Genomic DNA, 19375 nt, shown 5'->3' on the forward strand with positions numbered 1-19375 from the left:
ATCTATTTTGCAAAAATTACATGAGTTTCTTAATAATCGTTTCTTCTGTAATTCCTTCTGCATCGGCTTTATAATTCTTAATAATTCTATGACGAAGTATTCCTGTTGCTACCGCTTGAACATCTTCAATATCTGGTGAAAATTTTCCATTAAAAGCTGCATGTGCTTTGGCTGCCAAAATTAAATTCTGAGAAGCTCTTGGTCCCGCTCCCCAATCCAAATAATTTTTTACAAAATCATTGGTCAAAGGATTGTCTGGACGTGTTTTACTTACTAATGTTACGGCATACTCAATAACATTATCTGCAACTGGAATTCTACGAATCAAGTGCTGAAAATCGATAATTTCTTGCGCATTAAACAACGGATTAATTTCTGTTTTAACATCAGAAGTTGTTCTTTTTACCACTTGAACTTCTTCTTCAAAAGTTGGGTATTCTAATTTAATAGCAAACATAAAACGGTCTAATTGAGCTTCTGGTAAAGGATACGTACCTTCCTGCTCAATCGGGTTTTGAGTTGCTAAAACAAAATATGGCAAATCTAATTTATGATGCTGTCCCGCAATAGTCACCGATCTCTCTTGCATTGCTTCTAACAATGCCGCTTGAGTTTTTGGTGGCGTTCTGTTGATCTCATCAGCCAAAATAATATTAGAGAAAATTGGCCCTTTAATGAATTTGAAGTTTCTATTCTCATCCAAAATTTCGCTTCCTAAAATATCCGAAGGCATCAAATCTGGCGTAAACTGAATTCTCTTAAAATCTAGCCCTAAAGCCTGAGACAAAGTATTTATCATTAAGGTTTTTGCCAAACCTGGAACCCCTATTAAAAGTGCGTGTCCTCCAGAAAATATACAAAGTAAAATTTGATCTACAACGGCGTCCTGCCCTACAATGATTTTCGCTATTTCTTTTTTTAATTCGTTTCTTTTTTGAACTAAATTGTGAATTGCTGTTACGTCAGACATTTATGAATGTATTTAAAATTAAAAAGAGTTAATTCTATGAAATCATAAAACTAACTCTTTTTATTTATTTATTAAAACTTATTTTTTCAACCAATTGTTTGCAAAAGAACAGTCTTTATATTCGCCAATAATTTTGATGTAAGTATCTTTAATTTTAGCATCAAACCATTTTGCTATTGCATTAATCTGCTTTTCTTTTAATGCTAATTCCTTAATTTTAGTATAATCCTTAGCGTAATCAGCTGTATGCTCGTCAATTCTGTTTGTAACCGTAATTAACTTATACGTTTTTTTACCTTTATCATCTGTATTTAAAAGTGGCTGAGAAACTTCATCTCCTTTTAAATTTGAAACTTGGCTATATAAAGTTGGATCCATTTTAGTCAATTCAAAACGAGTATCTTGTGTTGTTGGGTTCACCAATGTTCCTCCATTTGTTCTAGTTTCCTTTTCGTCAGATTCTGTTCTGGCAGCTTCAGCAAATGTTATTTCGTTACCTACAATTTTATTTCTAACATTAGTAATTCTCTCTTTAGCTTCTTTCAAAGCTGCTTCTGAAACAGTTGGCGCAATCAAGATATGACGAAGTTCAACTTCCTGCCCTTTAATTTTTTCTACCATAATAATATGATATCCAAAAGTGGTCTCAAATGGCTCCGAAATTTCTCCAGCCTGCAAACTAAAAGCTACATCTTTAAATTCTTTAACAAAAGGAGTTCTTCTTGTCATTTTGTAATACCCTCCATTTGGAGCAGATCCTGGATCTTGAGAATACAAAACTGCCTTTGTAGCAAAACTAGAACCTTCAAGTACATCTTTTCTTATAGCGTTTAATCTATCGATAACTTTCTGTTTGTCTTCTTTAGAAATTTTAGGCTCTACAACAATTTGCGCTACCTCCATTTCGGCTCCAAAAGTTGGCAATTCATCTTTTGGGATTTTCTTAAAGAAATTACGAACCTCTTCTGGAGTAATCTCAACATCTTTTACGATCTTATCTCTCATCTCCGAAGCCAATTTTTGCTCCTTCAAGATATCTGCAAAATAAGTTTTAAATTCTTCTACAGAGCTTTTCTTATAGTACTCAACTACTTTATTGATATCACCAACTTGCTGTGTCATATAGTTAAGACGGTCTTCCATCATACTTCTAACCTCGGCATCGCTCACAATAATACTATCCTGAATAGCCTGGTGAGCATATAGTTTGTCTTCTAAAAGTTTACCAAGCATCTGACATCTTGTAATATCTTTTATAGATCCACCTTGCGCAGTAATTTCTAAAAATCCTTTATCAATATCAGAATCTAAAACAATATAGTCTCCTACGGTTGCAATAATTCCATCAATCTTCAATTTTCCGCCAGTAGGAGCTTCAACCGGTTTTTGAGCGACAACATCAGGAATAATTTCTTGCGCTGTGATAATTGGAGTTAAAAAAAGAAAAAAACAAATTGTTAGTGCAAACTTGAAATCAATTGTTTTTAGCTGTAATTTTTTTAATAACATTATTTTAATTTTTATTTGAATGTAAAGCCTGTTTTAGATAATCCTTCTAAAATTATATATGTTCAACTTAAACATAAATAATTAAAGTATAGTTCTTTCGTAACTTATAACGAACAAAAATAACAATTCAATTACATAATCCAACTATCCGATATACTATTAACAAAAAATTATAGGATAGTTCTATTGCCATATACCAAATTGGTTATTTTGAATTTTCTGAATGCAACTGAAAACATTTTTACACTTCTCTTTAAAATTTGATTTTTAACACCTAATAAACACTTAATTATAAGCACTGTAAAAAAAGTTCTCAACACTACAACGTTTTCGTAAAGAGCTATTTTCTTATAAATTAAAATTAAATCAAAAAAAAATTACTTTAGATGCATAATTATCATTTTAGTAAGCAAAAAAATAGCAATATACCTTTTTTCAAAGCTCTAAATTGACAATTACAAAACTCACTATTTAACTTAACCACAATCTACTATGAAAAAACCTATTTTAAAATTATGCCTTGTTACGGCATTTACGGGACTGCTATTTTCGTGTTCTCAGAATGAGATAAACGAATCTGATGCTAAAGCTGAAAGTCAGAAATTCAAAATTATCGATGTTACGCATCACGATGGAAAACCGTTTAGTACTGGAACTTCTAGTTCATCTTCTACTGGAAAGTATGTTGATAATCCTGGTGGCGGTGTCATGATGCAAGCTTTTTATTGGGATGTTCCTTCTGGGGGAACTTGGTGGAACACCATAAGCAGTAAAGTAACCGCATGGGGTAACGCCGGAATTGGTTCTATTTGGCTTCCGCCCGCTTCAAAAGCACAAAACGGAGCTTTTTCAATGGGATACGATCCAACAGATTATTTTGATTTTGGAGATTATAATCAAAACGGAAGCACTGAAACACGTTTTGGCTCTAAAACTGAATTGGTAAATTTAATTACAGCTGCTCACAACGAAAATATCAAAGTTTATGCAGATATCGTAATTAACCATAACAGTGGTGGGCAATCTGAAGCTAATCCATTTACAGGAACAAATACATGGACTAATTTTACAGGAGTTGCTTCGGGTAAATTTCCTCGCACCTATAATGATTTTTATAAAAACAGTTACGGAAATAATGATGAAGGTTCTTTTGGAGGATTTCCTGATTTATGCCATGCTGCACCAAATGTTCAGAACTGGTTATGGCTGCGTACTGACGGAGTTGGTAAATATTATAAAAACACTATGAAATTTGATGGCTGGAGATTCGACTATGTAAAAGGTTTTGGTGCATGGGTTGTAAATTCGTGGAATGCGAATGTTGGTGGATTTTCTGTTGGAGAATTGTGGGATTCAAATGTAAACGTATTAAACGACTGGGCAAATGCTGCCAATAGTTCTGTATTTGATTTTGCTTGTTATTACAAAATGAATGATGCTTTTGACGGAAACAATCTTGCTCTTTTGAATGATGATATGATGTGGAAACGTAATCCGTACAAAGCCGTGACTTTTGTAACCAATCATGATACCGATGAAATTTGGAGCAAAATGTTAGCTTACTCCTATATACTAACTCATGAAGGTTATCCAACAATCTTTTACAGAGATTATGAAGAATGGCTGGACAAAAACAAATTAAATAATCTGATTTGGATTCACAATAATAAAGCAACAGGAACAACTTCTATCTTATATTCTGACAATGACGAATATGTAGCGAGAAGAAACGGTTACAACGGAAATCCTGGATTGGTAGTTTACATTAACAACTCAGACGTTTGGCAAGAAAGATGGATTCAAACGAATTGGGCCAATACTCAAATTAAAGATTTTACAGGAAACTCAACTTGGTACCCAACGACTCAAGCAGACAAATGGGTAAAAATACAATGTCCTCCTAAAGGATATTCAATTTGGTCAATTAATCAGTAATTTTAAAAATGACTATCTAAGGCTGTTGCAAAACAGCCTTATTTTTTGCTCTAAAAAACCGCTTAAGACAAAAGACTTCCAAATTTAAGAAGTGAATATTTTTATAAAGCCGTATTTAATAGTACTTTTGCAACCTATTTATACGAAATATGAGCTTTTTAAAAGAAATACAACGCAGAAGAACATTCGGAATTATATCGCATCCCGATGCCGGTAAAACAACATTGACTGAGAAATTATTGTTATTTGGAGGTGCAATTCAGGAAGCTGGTGCGGTAAAAAGTAATAAGATTAAAAAAGGAGCAACAAGTGACTTTATGGAGATCGAACGCCAAAGAGGTATTTCGGTTTCTACCTCTGTTCTTGCTTTTAATTATAAAGATAAAAAAATCAATATTCTTGATACTCCTGGACACAAGGATTTTGCCGAAGATACTTTTAGAACTTTAACTGCTGTTGATAGTGTTATTGTTGTAATTGACGTTGCAAAAGGGGTTGAGGAACAAACTGAAAAATTGGTTGCAGTTTGTAGAATGCGTAACATTCCGATGATTGTTTTCATCAACAAATTAGACCGTGAAGGTAAAGATGCTTTTGATCTAATGGATGAAGTGGAGCAAAAATTAGGTTTAAAAGTAACACCATTAAGTTTCCCAATCGGAATGGGTTATGATTTCCAGGGAATTTACAACTTATGGGAAGAAAATATTAATCTTTTCAGCGGAGACAGCCGTAAAAACATAGAAGAAACAATTGCTTTTTCTGATGTTCAAAATAACCCTGAACTAGATAAAATTGTTGGTGAAAAAGCAGCAACAAAACTTCGTGAAGAATTAGAATTAATCGATGAAGTTTATCCAAAATTTGAGCGTCAGGATTATTTAGACGGAAAAATTCAACCTGTATTCTTTGGTTCTGCATTAAATAATTTTGGGGTTCGTGAATTATTAGATTGTTTCATTACAATCGCTCCATCTCCAAGACCAAAAGATTCTGAAACTCGTTTGGTTGATCCAACAGAAGAAAAAATGAGTGGTTTTGTGTTTAAAATTCACGCCAATATGGATCCTAAACATAGAGACCGTTTGGCTTTCATTAAAATTGTTTCTGGAACTTTCGAACGAAATAAGCCTTATTACCACGTTAGACAAAAGAAAAATTTGAAATTCTCTAGCCCAAATGCATTCTTTGCTGAGAAAAAAGAGATTGTCGATATTTCTTATCCAGGTGATATTGTTGGTTTGCATGATACAGGAAACTTTAAAATTGGTGATACTTTGACAGAAGGCGAAATCATGAGTTTTAAAGGAATTCCGAGCTTCTCTCCAGAACACTTTAGATATATCAATAATGCTGATCCGCTAAAAGCAAAACAGCTTGATAAAGGTGTTGATCAATTAATGGATGAAGGTGTTGCTCAGTTGTTTACTTTAGAAATGAACAACCGAAAAGTTATTGGAACAGTTGGAGCACTTCAGTATGAAGTAATTCAATACCGTTTGGAACATGAATACGGTGCAAAATGTACTTACGAAAACTTCCCTGTTCACAAAGCTTGTTGGGTAAAACCTGATGATCCTAAAAATGAGGAATTCAAAGAATTTAAGCGCATCAAACAAAAATTCCTTGCTCATGATAAATACGGTCAATTAGTATTCTTAGCTGATTCTGATTTCACCATTCAAATGACGCAAAGTAAATATCCAACTGTTAAATTATACTTTACATCTGAGTTTGATTAATAATTCACTTTAGATTAAAACATAAAAGGCTGTCGATTTTATTTAGACAGCCTTTTTCATTTACATTCCCCAATATGTAAATTTGATTATCAGCGGGTATAATTAATACCTAAGCCGCCTGCGATATAAATTCTGCTAAGCTCGGCAGAATCGATAATTACATTTTTTATCAAAACATTATTTTTAGCAGATTTTACATCAAAAGCTATTTCTTTTGATAGATAATAATCATTGGCCGTAATTGTTACCATTAGCGTTTTATTACTCTTCGAAACCTTTGTTTCTATAGTAAACTCTCCCGTTTTTGGATTTACTTTTACAGGATTTTGTGAACCGTCAACAGCAAGCATTAAATTAGAATAAACTTCTTTGTCAAAAGGTTTATTGGTTTTAGCCTCCAATAATTTCCCTTTTATTATTATCAAAACTTCTTCGTTTCGATTTTGATTATAAGCCACTTTACCGACTTTATAAGTATTAGGATTCGGGCGACTTATTTCTGTTTGAACTGGCTCTTTCTCTTGCGCTGAAAGGTTTGAAGCCAGCAAAACAGATGCAGCAACAGCTACATATTTTAAAGTATTGATTTTAGAAGTTTCATTATACACAAATTCTTCTCCTAATTGAGTCGTTTTCAACCTTGCACATATATTTTTATCCTTATTCTCTGCAATAAACTTAGCTACTTCAGAATTCGTTTTCTTACTCAAGTCAATTACATTCTTCATACAGGAACTGCAAAATGAACCATTTGAGTTTGGAATCATTTTATCAAAATTTTCAGAACAAGGATCTGCTATTTCTAGGGTGAATTTCTTTTTCATACTCTACTTTTTGAATAAATTAAAAGCTTCTGCTTGCTTTCTTATTTATATAGAGTATCCATTTTGCTAAAAGGTTGGGAAACCATGAAAATATTTTTCAATTATTTTATAACACGCTCATTTTAAACACAAAAAAAGCGCTAATATTTAATTAGCGCTTTTCTTTAATTTGAATTAAATCAACCTTACTAAGTCATTATATTTTCAAAATTCAATCTTTTTTAGGTTATACCAAGTTAAAACAATAGGCCGTTGAAAAGAAACTTTATCGACTAAAGTAAATTAAACCCGACAAACTACATTTTTTATTCATTAGCCATAAAAAAAGCCCCTTTTGTAAGGGGCTTTAAAATTTATGCTTGTCCCGCAGGACCAAAATTAAGCGGAATTGGTGCTTGTTCCGTTTCTTTGATTTCGCCATGAGCGGCCTCAAATCTGTGGATGTTCTCCCCTATTGCTCTTAATAATCTTTTAGCATGTTGTGGTGTCAAGACAATTCTTGACTTTACCTTGGCTTTAGGAATACCTGGCATAATACTCACAAAATCTAAAACAAACTCGGATGATGAGTGATTAATAATTGCTAGATTAGAATAAATTCCTTCTGCAATAGTTTCGTCTAACTCAATGTTAATTTGCTCTTGTTGTTGTTTCGGATTACTCATAGTTTCCTAATTAATAAATGTATTCTTCTTTATTAGCCATCATTTCGTTGTAATCGTCTTTAGATCCTACGATAGTGTTATCGTATTCTCTCATACCAGTTCCCGCAGGAATTCTGTGTCCAACAATTACATTTTCTTTTAATCCTTCTAGATCATCTACTTTACCAGCTACTGCAGCTTCGTTAAGTACTTTCGTTGTCTCCTGGAATGAAGCCGCAGAAATGAATGATTTAGTTTGTAACGAAGCTCTTGTAATACCTTGTAAAACTGGCGTTGCAGTTGCAGTAATTACGTCTCTTGCTACAACAAGATTTTTATCTGTACGTTTCAATAATGAATTTTCATCACGTAATTCACGAGGCGTAATAATCTGACCTGGTTTCAATACTGAAGAATCTCCAGCATCTTCAACCACTTTCATACCATATAATTTATCGTTTTGAACGATGAAATCTTTAGTATGAATTAATTGGTCTTCTAAGAATAAAGTATCTCCTGGATCCTCAACTCTTACTTTACGCATCATTTGACGAATTACAACCTCAAAGTGCTTATCATTAATTTTTACCCCTTGTAAGCGGTAAACCTCTTGAATTTCATTTACCAAGTACTGTTGAACAGCAGCTGGACCTTGAATTCTTAAGATATCATCTGGTGTAATTGCACCATCAGACAATGGAACTCCCGCTCTTACGAAGTCATTTTCTTGTACTAAGATTTGGCTAGAAAGTTTAACTAAATACTTTTTAATCTCACCAAATTTAGACTCGATAACGATCTCACGGTTACCTCTTTTGATTTTACCGAAAGATACAACTCCATCAATTTCAGATACAACTGCTGGGTTTGAAGGGTTACGAGCCTCAAGAAGCTCAGTAATTCTTGGTAAACCTCCCGTGATATCGCCTGCTTTAGAAGAACGACGTGGGATTTTTACTAATACTTTACCCGCTTTAATTTTCTCGCCATTTTCAACCATTAAGTGTGCACCTACTGGTAAGTTGTAAGAACGAATCAATTCACCTTCTTTACCATAAACTAATAAAGTTGGGATTAATTTTTTGTTTCTAGCCTCAGAAATTACTTTTTCCTGGAAACCAGTCTGCTCATCGATCTCAACCATGAACGATTGTCCTTGCTCTAAATCCTCATAAGCAATTTTACCAGTAAACTCAGAAACAATTACACCGTTATATGGATCCCATTTACAAATTACAGTTCCTTTTGCTACAGTTTCTCCATCACCAACGAAGATACTAGAACCGTAAGGAATGTTATGTGTATTTAAAACAATTCCAGTTTTCTCATCAACTAATTTCAACTCAGTTGAACGTGAAACTACGATATCAACAGAATTTCCTTCTCCGTCTTCTCCTTTAACTGTTTTTAAATCTTCAATTTCAAGTCTACCTGCGAATCTTGTAACAATACTAGACTCTTCAGAGATACCTCCAGCAACCCCTCCAACGTGGAACGTACGAAGTGTCAACTGTGTACCTGGCTCTCCAATAGACTGAGCTGCAATAACTCCGACAGCTTCACCTCTTTGTGTCATCTTACCAGTAGCTAAGTTTCTACCGTAACATTTAGCACAAATACCTTTTAAAGCTTCACAAGTTAATGGAGATCTAACTTCTACTTTTTCAATTGGAGAAGCTTCGATAGTTCTCATAATTGATTCTGTAATTTGCTCTCCAGATTTAACCATTACTTCATTAGTAAGAGGATTAATAACGTCTTGTAATGCAACACGCCCTAAAATTCTCTCTCCTAAAGATTCAACGATTTCCTCATTTTTCTTCAATGCTGCAACTTCAACACCTCTTAAAGTTCCACAATCTTCGATGTTAACAATAACATCTTGAGAAACGTCATGAAGCCTTCTTGTCAAGTAACCAGCATCGGCCGTTTTAAGAGCCGTATCCGCAAGACCTTTACGAGCACCGTGAGTAGAAATGAAGTACTCAAGGATCGAAAGACCTTCCTTAAAGTTAGAAAGAATCGGGTTTTCAATAATCTCACCACCACCAGCAGTAGATTTTTTAGGCTTAGCCATCAAACCACGCATACCAGTTAACTGACGAATCTGCTCCTTAGAACCCCTCGCCCCAGAGTCAAGCATCATATATACAGAGTTGAAACCTTGCTGGTCTTCTCTAATATTTTTCATTGCTAACTCTGTTAACTGAGCATTTGCTGAAGTCCATACATCAATAACTTGGTTGTAACGCTCATTATTTGTAATAAGACCCATGTTATAGTTAGTTGAGATACCTTCAACTTGCTCTCTAGCATCTGCAATTAACTTAGTTTTTTGTTCTGGAATTCTAATATCACCTAAAGAGAATGATAAACCTCCTCTAAATGCGAATTTATACCCCATATCCTTCATATTATCCAAGAAAGCTGCCGTTGTAGGTACATCAGTCACACTTAAAATATGTCCGATAATATCTCTAAGGTTTTTCTTAGTCAATACGTCGTTGATATATCCAGCTGCTTCAGGTACTACTTCATTAAATAATACACGTCCAGCAGTTGTCTGGATGATTTTGTACACTAATTCTCCAGCGTCATTAAAATCTTTAGCTCTAATTTTCACACGAGCATTCAATTCTAATCTTCCTTCGTTTAATGCAATATTTACTTCTTCAGCAGAATAGAAAGTCAAATCCTGACCGATAATTTTGTGATCTTCTGTAGAAATACGTTCTTTGGTCATATAATATAGACCCAAGACCATGTCCTGAGAAGGTACAGTAATTGGAGCACCATTTGCAGGGTTCAAGATATTGTGAGAAGCCAACATTAATAATTGTGCCTCTAAAATAGCCTCTGGCCCTAATGGTAAGTGAACCGCCATCTGGTCACCATCGAAATCGGCGTTGAAAGCCGTACATACTAATGGGTGTAACTGGATCGCTTTTCCTTCAATTAATTTTGGCTGGAAAGCCTGAATACCAAGTCTGTGCAAAGTAGGAGCACGGTTCAGTAATACTGGGTGTCCTTTAATTACATTTTCTAAGATATCCCAAACTACTGGCTCTTTTTTGTCAATGATTTTCTTAGCAGATTTTACTGTTTTTACAATACCTCTTTCAATCAATTTACGGATAACGAATGGCTTGTATAACTCTGATGCCATATCTTTTGGCAATCCACACTCATATAATTTTAACTCTGGACCAACGACAATTACCGAACGAGCAGAATAATCCACACGTTTTCCTAAAAGGTTTTGACGGAAACGTCCTTGCTTACCTTTTAATGAGTCAGATAATGATTTTAATGGTCTGTTAGATTCTGTTTTAACAGCAGAAGCTTTACGTGTGTTATCGAATAATGAATCTACAGATTCTTGTAACATACGTTTCTCGTTTCTTAAGATAACTTCTGGAGCTTTAATCTCCATTAATCTTTTCAAACGGTTGTTACGGATGATTACACGACGGTATAAGTCGTTCAAATCTGAAGTTGCAAAACGACCTCCATCAAGTGGCACAAGCGGACGTAATTCTGGCGGGATAACTGGAACCACTTTCATGATCATCCATTCAGGACGGTTTTCGCGGTTTTCGTTAGACTCACGGAAAGACTCAACAACTTGTAATCTTTTTAGAGCTTCAGTTTTTCTTTGTTTAGAAGTCTCATTGTTAGCGCTGTGTCTTAATTCATAAGATAAAGCATCTAAGTCAATACGAGCTAATAAATCCATAATACACTCTGCTCCCATTTTGGCAACAAATTTATTAGGATCTAAATCATCTAAATATTGATTTTCTTGTGGAAGAGTATCTAAAATATTCAAATATTCCTCTTCAGTTAAGAAATCTAGTCTTTGTAAAGATTCTCCATCTGCATTTTTAGCAATACCAGCTTGGATTACTACATATCTTTCGTAGTAAATGATCATATCTAATTTCTTAGATGGAAGACCAAGGATATAACCAATTTTGTTTGGAAGAGAACGGAAATACCAGATATGAGCAATTGGCACAACAAGGTTGATGTGTCCTACTCTATCACGACGTACTTTTTTCTCAGTAACTTCAACACCACAACGGTCACAGATGATACCTTTGTAACGAATTCTTTTATACTTACCACAAGCACATTCGAAATCTTTTACTGGTCCGAAGATTCTTTCGCAGAAAAGTCCGTCACGCTCTGGTTTGTGCGTTCTATAGTTAATAGTTTCTGGCTTTAAAACCTCTCCTCTTGATTCTTTCAAGATAGATTCTGGTGAAGCCAATCCAATAGAAATTTTGTTAAATCTTTTTACTGGATTCTTATCTTTATTGTTTCTGTTATTCATCATAGTTTTTACTATTGATTTATTTGCAATTAAAAAATTGAATTTAGATTTATAATCTACTCTTAAAAAATTAAGAGTTAATCATTCAGCTACTACCACGGGTTACTTCTCTAAACTTCAAATTCTTATTTGAAGCGCTAGTTATAAAATGCCTTGCATTATTATAAAAAATCGGAACGGGTTACGGGTATAAATCTTTAAAAACTTTTATAAATATGAATGTAGAGACGTGATTAATCACGTCTCTACATTTTTTATTATTCTTCCAAACGAAGATCTAAACCTAGACCTTTCAATTCGTGCATTAATACATTGAATGATTCTGGTAAACCTGGTTCTGGCATAGTTTCACCCTTAACGATAGCTTCGTAAGTTTTAGCTCTACCAATAACGTCATCAGACTTAACAGTTAAGATTTCACGTAGTGTACTAGAAGCTCCATAAGCCTCAAGTGCCCAAACCTCCATCTCTCCAAAACGCTGACCTCCAAATTGAGCCTTACCTCCAAGTGGCTGTTGCGTAATCAATGAGTATGGTCCGATAGAACGTGCGTGCATCTTATCATCAACCATGTGTCCTAATTTAAGCATGTAAATTACACCCACAGTTGCTTTTTGTGCAAAACGCTCTCCAGTTCCACCATCATAAAGATAGGTATGTCCGAAACGTGGTACGTTAGCCTCATCAGTCAAAGCGTTGATCTCGTCAAGAGAAGCACCGTCGAAGATTGGAGTAGCAAATTTTCTACCCAAGTTCATACCAGCCCATCCAAGAACAGTCTCATAAATCTGACCAATGTTCATACGTGAAGGTACCCCAAGTGGATTCAATACGATATCTACCGGTGTTCCATCTTCTAAGAAAGGCATATCTTCATGACGAACGATTCTAGCAACAATACCTTTGTTACCGTGACGTCCTGCCATTTTATCACCCACTTTTAACTTACGTTTTTTAGCGATATAGATTTTAGCCAATTTCAAGATTCCAGATGGTAATTCATCTCCAACTGTAATAGTGAATTTCTCTCTTCTTAAAGCTCCTTGTAAGTCGTTCAGCTTAATTTTATAGTTATGAATTAAATCATTAACCATTTTATTTGTAGCATCATCAGCAACCCATTGACCTTTACTTAAGTGAGCGAAATCTTCTACTGCGTAAAGCATTTTTTGAGTATATTTTTTACCTTTTGGTAAAACTTCTTCACCCAAATCATTCATTACACCTTGAGATGTTTTTCCGTTAACGATCAAGAATAATTTCTCTACTAATCTGTCTTTTAATTCAACAAATTTAGTTTCGAACTCCATTTCTAAAGCACCTAAAGCATCTTTATCCTGAGTACGTTTACGTTTATCTTTTACGGCTCTTGCAAATAATTTTTTGTCAAGAACTACACCGTGTAAAGATGGAGAAGCTTTTAGTGAAGCATCTTTTACATCACCTGCTTTATCTCCGAAGATTGCACGAAGCAATTTCTCCTCTGGAGTAGGATCTGATTCTCCTTTTGGTGTAATTTTTCCGATCAAAATGTCGCCAGGTTTAACCTCTGCTCCAATTCTAATCATACCGTTTTCATCTAAATCTTTAGTAGCTTCTTCAGAAACGTTAGGAATATCGTTTGTTAACTCTTCGTTTCCTAACTTAGTATCTCTAACCTCTAATGAATAATCATCAACGTGGATAGAAGTAAAAATATCATCACGAACTACTTTCTCAGAAATTACAATCGCATCCTCGAAGTTGTACCCTTTCCATGGCATGAACGCAACTTTTAAGTTTCTACCTAAAGCTAATTCTCCATTTTGAGTAGCATATCCTTCTGATAATACTTGCCCAGGAATAACTCTGTCACCTTTTCTTACGATTGGTTTCAAGTTAATACTTGTACCTTGATTGGTTTTTCTAAATTTAATAAGGTTGTATGTTTTCTCATCAGCATCAAAACTAACCATTCTCTCGTCTTCTGTACGATCGTATTTAATAGTAATGATATTAGCATCAACATATTCAACAGTACCATGCCCTTCAGCATTGATTAATACTCTTGAATCTGAAGCTACCTGACGCTCTAAACCTGTACCAACAATCGGTGCTTCAGGACGGATCAAAGGAACTGCCTGACGCATCATGTTTGATCCCATCAACGCACGGTTCGCATCATCATGCTCCAAGAAAGGAATCAAAGATGCAGAAATCGAAGCGATCTGGTTAGGAGCAACGTCTGTATAATGAACTACTGATGGCTCAACAACCGGGAAGTCACCTTCCTCACGAGCAATTACATTGCTAGCTGTAATTTTACCTGAAGCGTCCATTTCAATGTTTGCCTGAGCAATCATTTTACCTTCTTCTTCTTCAGCACTTAAGTAAACTGGAGTACTTTCTAAATCAACTACACCATTTGTTACTTTACGGTATGGCGTTTCGATGAATCCCATTCCGTTTACTTTTGCATAAACACCAAGAGATGAAATCAAACCAATGTTTGGTCCCTCAGGAGTTTCAATCGGACATAAACGACCATAGTGAGTATAGTGAACGTCACGAACCTCGAAACCAGCTCTTTCTCTCGAAAGTCCACCTGGCCCAAGTGCAGAAAGTCTTCTTTTGTGTGTAATCTCAGCTAATGGATTCGTTTGGTCCATAAATTGAGATAACTGGTTAGTACCAAAGAAAGAGTTGATAACTGATGATAATGTTTTAGCATTGATCAAATCAATCGGTGTAAACACCTCGTTATCTCTAACGTTCATTCTCTCACGAATAGTTCTAGCCATACGTGCTAAACCAACACCGAATTGTTGAGACAATTGTTCACCAACTGTTCTAACACGACGGTTTGATAAGTGGTCGATATCATCAATCTCTGCTTTAGAGTTGATCAACTCGATCAAATATTTAACGATTGTAATAATATCCTCTTTCGTAAGCACTTGCTTATCCATAGGGATATCTAAATCTAATTTTTTGTTCATTCTGTAACGACCAACTTCACCTAAGTTATAACGTTGATCAGAGAAGAATAATTTATCTATAATACCACGAGCAGTTTCCTCATCAGGCGGTTCAGCGTTACGCAACTGACGGTAAATGTGCTCTACAGCTTCTTTTTCAGAGTTTGTAGGGTCTTTTTGTAACGTGTTGTGGATAATAGCATAATCTGCTTGGTTATTATCCTCTTTGTGTAACAAAATAGATTTTACATTAGAATCAATGATTTCTTCAACATTATCTTTGTCGATAATAGTATCACGATCAAGGATAATTTCGTTACGTTCGATAGAAACTACCTCTCCAGTATCCTCATCTACGAAATCCTCGTGCCATGTGTTCAATACACGTGCAGCAAGTCTTCTTCCAATATATTTCTTAATACCAGTTTTAGAAACTTTAATTTCTTCAGCTAAGTCGAAAATTTCAAGGATATCCTTATCTCTTTCGAAACCGATAGCACGGAATAAAGTTGTTACAGGTAATTTTTTCTTTCTATCGATATACGCGTACATTACGCTGTTAATATCAGTAGAAAACTCTATCCAAGATCCTTTGAAAGGAATAACTCTTGCAGAGTAAAGTTTAGTTCCATTTGCGTGGAATGACTGTCCAAAGAAAACCCCTGGAGAACGGTGTAATTGAGATACTACAACACGCTCGGCACCATTAATAACAAAAGTACCACTAGGAGTCATGTAAGGAATTGTTCCAAGATAAACATCTTGTACAATAGTTTCAAAATCTTCGTGTTCTGGATCTGTACAGTATAGTTTTAACCTTGCTTTTAAAGGCACACTATAAGTAAGACCTCTCTCTATACATTCTTGAATTGTATAACGTGGCGGATCAACAAAATAATCTAGGAATTCCAATACAAAGTTATTTCTTGTATCTGTAATTGGGAAGTTTTCCATGAAGGTATTGTATAACCCTTCGTTGCCTCTTTCGTCAGATTTCGTTTCTAATTGAAAGAAATCTTTAAAAGATTTAACCTGAACATCTAAGAAATCTGGATAGTCAGGGATATTTTTTGTAGAGGCAAAATTCAATCTTTCAGTCTGATTTGTTATCATCAATGGACAAAATTTTGATTAAAAAAAAAGTAATTTATTTTTGTGTAAATACACACTGTTTAATCTATACTTTCTTATTATAATCAATACATCTTTAAAAATTAGTTCTATAAATTAAGTCTAATTTTCTTTCTTCGTATTGATCAAAAACTTTTTCGTATTTTAAACTATGGGATAATAAAATTGATATATTTTATTATACGAAAAATGGTTTAGGCCTTTGAGTGTTAACTCAAGACCTAAACCTAGTTCTTAAACTGAGTTTAATTATTTAAGCTCAACAGTAGCTCCAGCCTCTTCTAAAGATTTTTTAAGACCTTCAGCCTCTTCTTTAGAAACACCTTCTTTAACGTTGCTTGGTGCACCGTCAACTACGTCTTTAGCTTCTTTAAGACCTAAACCAGTTAATTCTTTAACTAATTTTACAACAGCTAATTTAGAAGCTCCTGCATCTTTCAATACAACTGTAAATTCAGTTTGTGCTTCTTCAGCAGCACCATCTCCTCCACCAGCAGCAACTACTACAGCAGCAGCAGCAGGCTCGATTCCGTACTCATCTTTTAATATTGTTGCTAATTCGTTAACTTCTTTAACTGTTAAGTTAACTAATTGTTCTGCGAATTGTTTCAAATCTGCCATTTTTTCTATCGTTTAAAATGATTTGTGTAAAAATATAATTTATTTATTGTGCGCTAATTAAGCAGTAAGAAAGTACTCTATCTTACATTCATAATTACTCTGCTCCTTCTTCTTCGCTTCCAGCGAATTTGTTTTGTAAAGCAGAAATAATTCTTTGAGCTGGAGATTGTAATAATCCAATGATTTCTCCGATAAGCTCTTCTTTAGATTTAATTGTAGCTAATGCATCTAATTGGTTATCCCCAATATATACCTCAGAATTGATGTAAGCTCCTTTTAAAACTGGTTTATCAGATTTCTTACGGAAATCTTTGATAATTTTTCCAGGTGCGTTAGCAACATCAGAAATAAAGATAGCACTGTTACCTGATAAAACTGTAGGTAAATCACCATAATCATTATCAGAAGCTTCCATTGCTTTTGCAAGCAAAGTGTTCTTTACAACCTCTAATTTGATACCTGCTTTGAAACAAGCTCTACGTAAGTTTGAAGTTGTCTCTGCGTTTAAACCAGAAATATCAGAAATGTAAATGATATTTGTACCAGCTAACTGCGCAGTTAAATTTTCAATCGCGATTGATTTTTCTTCTCTAGTCATACTAAAAATTTTTAACTACCAATTATACTGCTTTTGGGTCTAATGCGATAGCAGGACTCATTGTGCTTGTAAGGTGAATACCTTTAATGTATGTACCTTTAGCAGCAGTTGGTTTAAGTTTTATTAATGTTTGAATAATTTCGTGTGCGTTGTCAACAATCTGCTCAGCTCCAAAAGAAACTTTACCGATTCCTGCGTGTACGATACCAGTTTTATCAACTTTAAAGTCAATTTTACCAGCTTTAACTTCTTGAACAGCTTTAGCAACATCCATAGTTACAGTACCTGTTTTAGGGTTTGGCATTAAACCTCTAGGTCCTAAAATACGACCTAATGGACCTAATTTACCCATAACAGCAGGCATAGTAATGATCACATCAACATCTGTCCAACCGTCTTTAATTTTTTGTAAGTAATCGTCAAGACCAACGTGATCTGCTCCAGCCTCTCTTGCTTCAGCTTCTTTGTCTGGAGTAACCAATGCTAATACTTTAACGTCTTTTCCTGTTCCGTGAGGTAAAGTAACTACACCTCTAACCATTTGATTCGCTTTTCTTGGATCAACACCCAAACGAACTGCGATATCAACAGACTCATCAAATTTTGCAGAAGCAACAACTTTAATTAATGCAGCAGCATCTTTTAAAGAGTATAATTTGTTCTTTTCAATTTTTGAAGCAGCCTCTTTTTGCTTTTTTGTTAATTTTGCCATTTCTTTTTCTTAATTAAAAAGGAGCATCTCCTGATACAGTTATACCCATAGATCTAGCTGTTCCAGCAACCATACTCATAGCTTTCTCAATTGTGAAAGCGTTTAAGTCTGGCATTTTGTCTTCAGCAATAGTTCTAATTTGTTCCCAAGTAACGCTAGCTACTTTTTTACGATTAGGCTCACCAGAACCAGATTTTAGCTTTGCAGCTTCCATTAACTGAACTGCTGCTGGAGGAGTCTTAACAACAAAATCAAATGATTTGTCTTTGTACACAGTGATTTGCACTGGACAAATTTTGCCAGGTTTATCCTGAGTTCTAGCATTAAATTGCTTACAGAACTCCATGATGTTAACCCCAGCAGCTCCTAAAGCAGGTCCAACCGGTGGCGACGGGTTCGCAGCACCTCCCTTAACTTGTAGTTTAACTACCTTACTAATTTCTTTAGCCATTTTTAAAAAATTTAACACTGTGATCAATGGAAGCGATCACAATGGTTTATTATAGTGTAACAAAAAATTATACTTTTTCTACTTGCATAAAACTTAATTCCAATGGAGTTTTTCTTCCGAAAATCTTAACCATAACCTCAAGTTTACGCTTCTCTTCATTGATTTTCTCAACAGATCCATTAAATCCATTGAAAGGTCCATCAATAACCTTAACCGTTTCCCCAACACTAAATGGAATAGAGCGCGTATCTGTATTTACAGCTAGTTCATCCACTTTTCCTAACATACGGTTTACTTCAGAAAGTCTTAAAGGAACAGGTTCTCCGCCTTTAGTTTCTCCTAAAAATCCAATAACACTAGTAATAGACTTAATAATATGAGGAATCTCACCAACTAAGTTAGCTTCGATCATAACATATCCAGGAAAATATACTTTATCCTTAGATGATTTTTTCCCGTCTTTTACAGTAACTACTTTTTCAGTAGGAACTAAAACCTGAGAAACATAATCCTCCATACCTAATCTCGCAATCTCAGTCTCGATATAAGCTTTCACTTTATTCTCTTGACCGCTAACCGCTCTAACTACGTACCATTTTTTCACATTATTATCTGCCATCACAAAAAAATTATCCTTTTAACCAGTTAAAAAATCCAGCCAAAGCTTTTGCAAAAAATTCGTCTACTCCCCAAGTTGCCAAAGCGAACAAGATCGAAAATACAGCTACAACAATTGTCAATTTTTGAACTTCAGCCCAAGCTGGCCAAGTAACATTTGACTTTAACTCTTCGAAAGCCTCTGATAAATAATTAGTAACTTTTGTCATTTGATATATTTTTTATTGCACGGGCGGAGGGATTCGAACCCCCATCAACGGTTTTGGAGACCGCTATTCTACCCTTGAACTACGCCCGTAATTAAAGCCAGTGATTAAAAAACAATCA

At 34.8% G+C, this 19375-nt stretch carries 14 protein-coding genes and 1 tRNA gene; 2 read left to right on the forward strand and 13 right to left on the reverse strand.

What is annotated here, in order from left to right:
- Nucleotides 1-16 precede the first annotated feature (16 nt).
- Together ABXT06_RS05920 and ABXT06_RS05925 are read right to left on the reverse strand one after the other, a co-directional pair.
- A complete protein-coding gene (locus ABXT06_RS05920; protein ID WP_354589922.1) occupies nucleotides 17-970 on the reverse strand; it encodes an AAA family ATPase in 954 nt (317 codons plus the stop codon).
- 78 nt (nucleotides 971-1048) lie between these two features.
- Complete coding sequence (locus tag ABXT06_RS05925) at nucleotides 1049-2479, reverse strand: peptidylprolyl isomerase (RefSeq protein ID WP_354589923.1); 1431 nt, start codon at nucleotides 2477-2479, stop codon at nucleotides 1049-1051.
- Nucleotides 2480-2971: 492 nt separating this feature from the next.
- Here ABXT06_RS05925 and ABXT06_RS05930 point away from each other — a divergent pair, with 492 nt between their 5' ends.
- Both ABXT06_RS05930 and ABXT06_RS05935 read left to right on the forward strand, forming a co-directional pair.
- On the forward strand, nucleotides 2972-4414 hold the full coding sequence (locus tag ABXT06_RS05930; protein ID WP_354589924.1) for an alpha-amylase: 1443 nt from the start codon (nucleotides 2972-2974) through the stop codon (nucleotides 4412-4414).
- 149 nt (nucleotides 4415-4563) lie between these two features.
- On the forward strand, nucleotides 4564-6156 hold the full coding sequence (locus tag ABXT06_RS05935) for a peptide chain release factor 3 (RefSeq protein ID WP_354589925.1): 1593 nt from the start codon (nucleotides 4564-4566) through the stop codon (nucleotides 6154-6156).
- A gap of 89 nt (nucleotides 6157-6245) precedes the next feature.
- Here ABXT06_RS05935 and ABXT06_RS05940 read toward each other — a convergent pair whose 3' ends face one another.
- The 11 genes from ABXT06_RS05940 to ABXT06_RS05990 form a co-directional block, all read right to left on the reverse strand.
- Nucleotides 6246-6980, reverse strand: coding sequence for a hypothetical protein (locus ABXT06_RS05940; RefSeq protein ID WP_354589926.1), 735 nt, complete (start codon nucleotides 6978-6980; stop codon nucleotides 6246-6248).
- A gap of 353 nt (nucleotides 6981-7333) precedes the next feature.
- The gene (locus ABXT06_RS05945) at nucleotides 7334-7645 is read right to left on the reverse strand and encodes a DUF3467 domain-containing protein (protein WP_012024017.1); all 312 of its coding nucleotides are present in this window, start codon (nucleotides 7643-7645) and stop codon (nucleotides 7334-7336) included.
- Between the two features lie 10 nt (nucleotides 7646-7655).
- Nucleotides 7656-11963: a DNA-directed RNA polymerase subunit beta' gene (gene rpoC / locus ABXT06_RS05950; protein ID WP_354589927.1), complete on the reverse strand. Its 4308-nt coding sequence runs from the start codon at nucleotides 11961-11963 to the stop codon at nucleotides 7656-7658.
- 254 nt (nucleotides 11964-12217) lie between these two features.
- Complete coding sequence (rpoB, locus tag ABXT06_RS05955; RefSeq protein WP_179001095.1) at nucleotides 12218-16030, reverse strand: DNA-directed RNA polymerase subunit beta; 3813 nt, start codon at nucleotides 16028-16030, stop codon at nucleotides 12218-12220.
- A 267-nt stretch (nucleotides 16031-16297) separates the two neighbouring features.
- Nucleotides 16298-16669, reverse strand: a complete 372-nt coding sequence (gene rplL / locus ABXT06_RS05960) for a 50S ribosomal protein L7/L12 (RefSeq protein WP_008466917.1) — start codon at nucleotides 16667-16669, stop codon at nucleotides 16298-16300.
- Nucleotides 16670-16763: 94 nt separating this feature from the next.
- Nucleotides 16764-17267, reverse strand: a complete 504-nt coding sequence (gene rplJ / locus ABXT06_RS05965) for a 50S ribosomal protein L10 (protein ID WP_091492767.1) — start codon at nucleotides 17265-17267, stop codon at nucleotides 16764-16766.
- A gap of 22 nt (nucleotides 17268-17289) precedes the next feature.
- Entirely contained in the window at nucleotides 17290-17979 is a 690-nt protein-coding gene (rplA, locus tag ABXT06_RS05970) for a 50S ribosomal protein L1 (RefSeq protein WP_025572415.1), read from the reverse strand.
- A 13-nt stretch (nucleotides 17980-17992) separates the two neighbouring features.
- A complete protein-coding gene (gene rplK, locus ABXT06_RS05975; RefSeq protein WP_008466923.1) occupies nucleotides 17993-18430 on the reverse strand; it encodes a 50S ribosomal protein L11 in 438 nt (145 codons plus the stop codon).
- Between the two features lie 67 nt (nucleotides 18431-18497).
- Nucleotides 18498-19049: a transcription termination/antitermination protein NusG gene (nusG, locus tag ABXT06_RS05980; RefSeq protein ID WP_008466925.1), complete on the reverse strand. Its 552-nt coding sequence runs from the start codon at nucleotides 19047-19049 to the stop codon at nucleotides 18498-18500.
- Nucleotides 19050-19059: 10 nt separating this feature from the next.
- Nucleotides 19060-19257 (reverse strand): preprotein translocase subunit SecE, encoded by a 198-nt coding sequence (gene secE / locus ABXT06_RS05985; RefSeq protein ID WP_008466927.1) that lies wholly within the window; start codon nucleotides 19255-19257, stop codon nucleotides 19060-19062.
- Nucleotides 19258-19275: 18 nt separating this feature from the next.
- Nucleotides 19276-19346 (reverse strand) — tRNA-Trp (locus ABXT06_RS05990).
- Between the last annotated feature and the right edge of the window lie 29 nt (nucleotides 19347-19375).

It is taken from the genome of Flavobacterium sp. UW10123 (assembly GCF_040538975.1).
GTDB lineage: Bacteria > Bacteroidota > Bacteroidia > Flavobacteriales > Flavobacteriaceae > Flavobacterium.

What these genes read in the sequence shown, in the direction of transcription:
- ABXT06_RS05920 (WP_354589922.1), bottom strand. Translation starts at nt 970, where the DNA reads ATGTCTGACGTAACAGCAATTCACAATTTAGTTCAAAAAAGAAACGAA.
- rplJ (WP_091492767.1), bottom strand. Translation starts at nt 17,267, where the DNA reads ATGACTAGAGAAGAAAAATCAATCGCGATTGAAAATTTAACTGCGCAG.
- nusG (WP_008466925.1), bottom strand. Translation starts at nt 19,049, where the DNA reads ATGGCAGATAATAATGTGAAAAAATGGTACGTAGTTAGAGCGGTTAGC.
- ABXT06_RS05930 (WP_354589924.1), top strand. Translation starts at nt 2,972, where the DNA reads ATGAAAAAACCTATTTTAAAATTATGCCTTGTTACGGCATTTACGGGA.
- ABXT06_RS05935 (WP_354589925.1), top strand. Translation starts at nt 4,564, where the DNA reads ATGAGCTTTTTAAAAGAAATACAACGCAGAAGAACATTCGGAATTATA.
- rplA (WP_025572415.1), bottom strand. Translation starts at nt 17,979, where the DNA reads ATGGCAAAATTAACAAAAAAGCAAAAAGAGGCTGCTTCAAAAATTGAA.
- ABXT06_RS05940 (WP_354589926.1), bottom strand. Translation starts at nt 6,980, where the DNA reads ATGAAAAAGAAATTCACCCTAGAAATAGCAGATCCTTGTTCTGAAAAT.
- rplL (WP_008466917.1), bottom strand. Translation starts at nt 16,669, where the DNA reads ATGGCAGATTTGAAACAATTCGCAGAACAATTAGTTAACTTAACAGTT.
- ABXT06_RS05945 (WP_012024017.1), bottom strand. Translation starts at nt 7,645, where the DNA reads ATGAGTAATCCGAAACAACAACAAGAGCAAATTAACATTGAGTTAGAC.
- ABXT06_RS05925 (WP_354589923.1), bottom strand. Translation starts at nt 2,479, where the DNA reads ATGTTATTAAAAAAATTACAGCTAAAAACAATTGATTTCAAGTTTGCA.
- rpoC (WP_354589927.1), bottom strand. Translation starts at nt 11,963, where the DNA reads ATGATGAATAACAGAAACAATAAAGATAAGAATCCAGTAAAAAGATTT.
- rplK (WP_008466923.1), bottom strand. Translation starts at nt 18,430, where the DNA reads ATGGCTAAAGAAATTAGTAAGGTAGTTAAACTACAAGTTAAGGGAGGT.
- rpoB (WP_179001095.1), bottom strand. Translation starts at nt 16,030, where the DNA reads ATGATAACAAATCAGACTGAAAGATTGAATTTTGCCTCTACAAAAAAT.
- secE (WP_008466927.1), bottom strand. Translation starts at nt 19,257, where the DNA reads ATGACAAAAGTTACTAATTATTTATCAGAGGCTTTCGAAGAGTTAAAG.